The following is a 712-nucleotide window of genomic DNA, read 5'->3' as shown; positions in this document are numbered from 1 at the left end:
ATACCAGAAATTGCTGAAATCATTACGAAGCTAGACGAAATCATCAAAGATCAATTCCCGGATAATGAAGCAGTTCACATCATTGATGAATGGGGTACTGTGCATATGGCATCGATTGCGATTCACTTTGGATTCTCAATCAACGGGGTTGCCGCTTTACATACAGAAATATTGAAAAATAACGAGTTAAACCATTTTTATGAGATTTACCCTGAAAAATTCTCAAATAAAACAAACGGGATTACTTTCCGTCGTTGGTTAATGGCATCTAACCCGTTGTTAACAAACTTTATTGATGAACACATTGGAACAAAATGGCGTGAAGATGCTGACTTAACAGACTTATTAGCATTCGAAAATGATGATAAGGTATTAGATGAGTTACGTCGCATTAAGAAAGAAAATAAAAATGCCTTGGCAGACCACTTGCAGCGCACACGTGATATTAATATTGACCGTCATTCAATTGTAGATGTTCAAATTAAACGTATTCATGAGTACAAGCGCCAACAAATGTTGGCCCTATACATCATCTACAAATATCATGAAATTAAAGCAGGGAACATTCCTGGAACGCCAATTACCATTATTTTCGGTGGTAAAGCAGCACCAGCATACACAATTGCTAAAGATATTATTCATTTAATTCTGTCACTATCAGAGTTAATCGAAAACGACTTAGATGTGGCACCACACTTGAAAGTAGTATTCA

The 712-nt window shown here is 36.2% G+C and carries 1 protein-coding gene; it reads left to right on the top strand.

Annotated elements, in window-relative coordinates; genetic code table 11:
• The coding region (locus ACRCJ0_RS17580; RefSeq protein WP_431391439.1) for a glycogen/starch/alpha-glucan phosphorylase at window positions 1-712 on the top strand (712 nt) is incomplete at both ends.

The sequence above is a fragment of the Aerococcus sp. L_32 genome (genome assembly GCF_050689315.1).
This window is presented reverse-complemented; position numbering and strand designations above follow the sequence as displayed.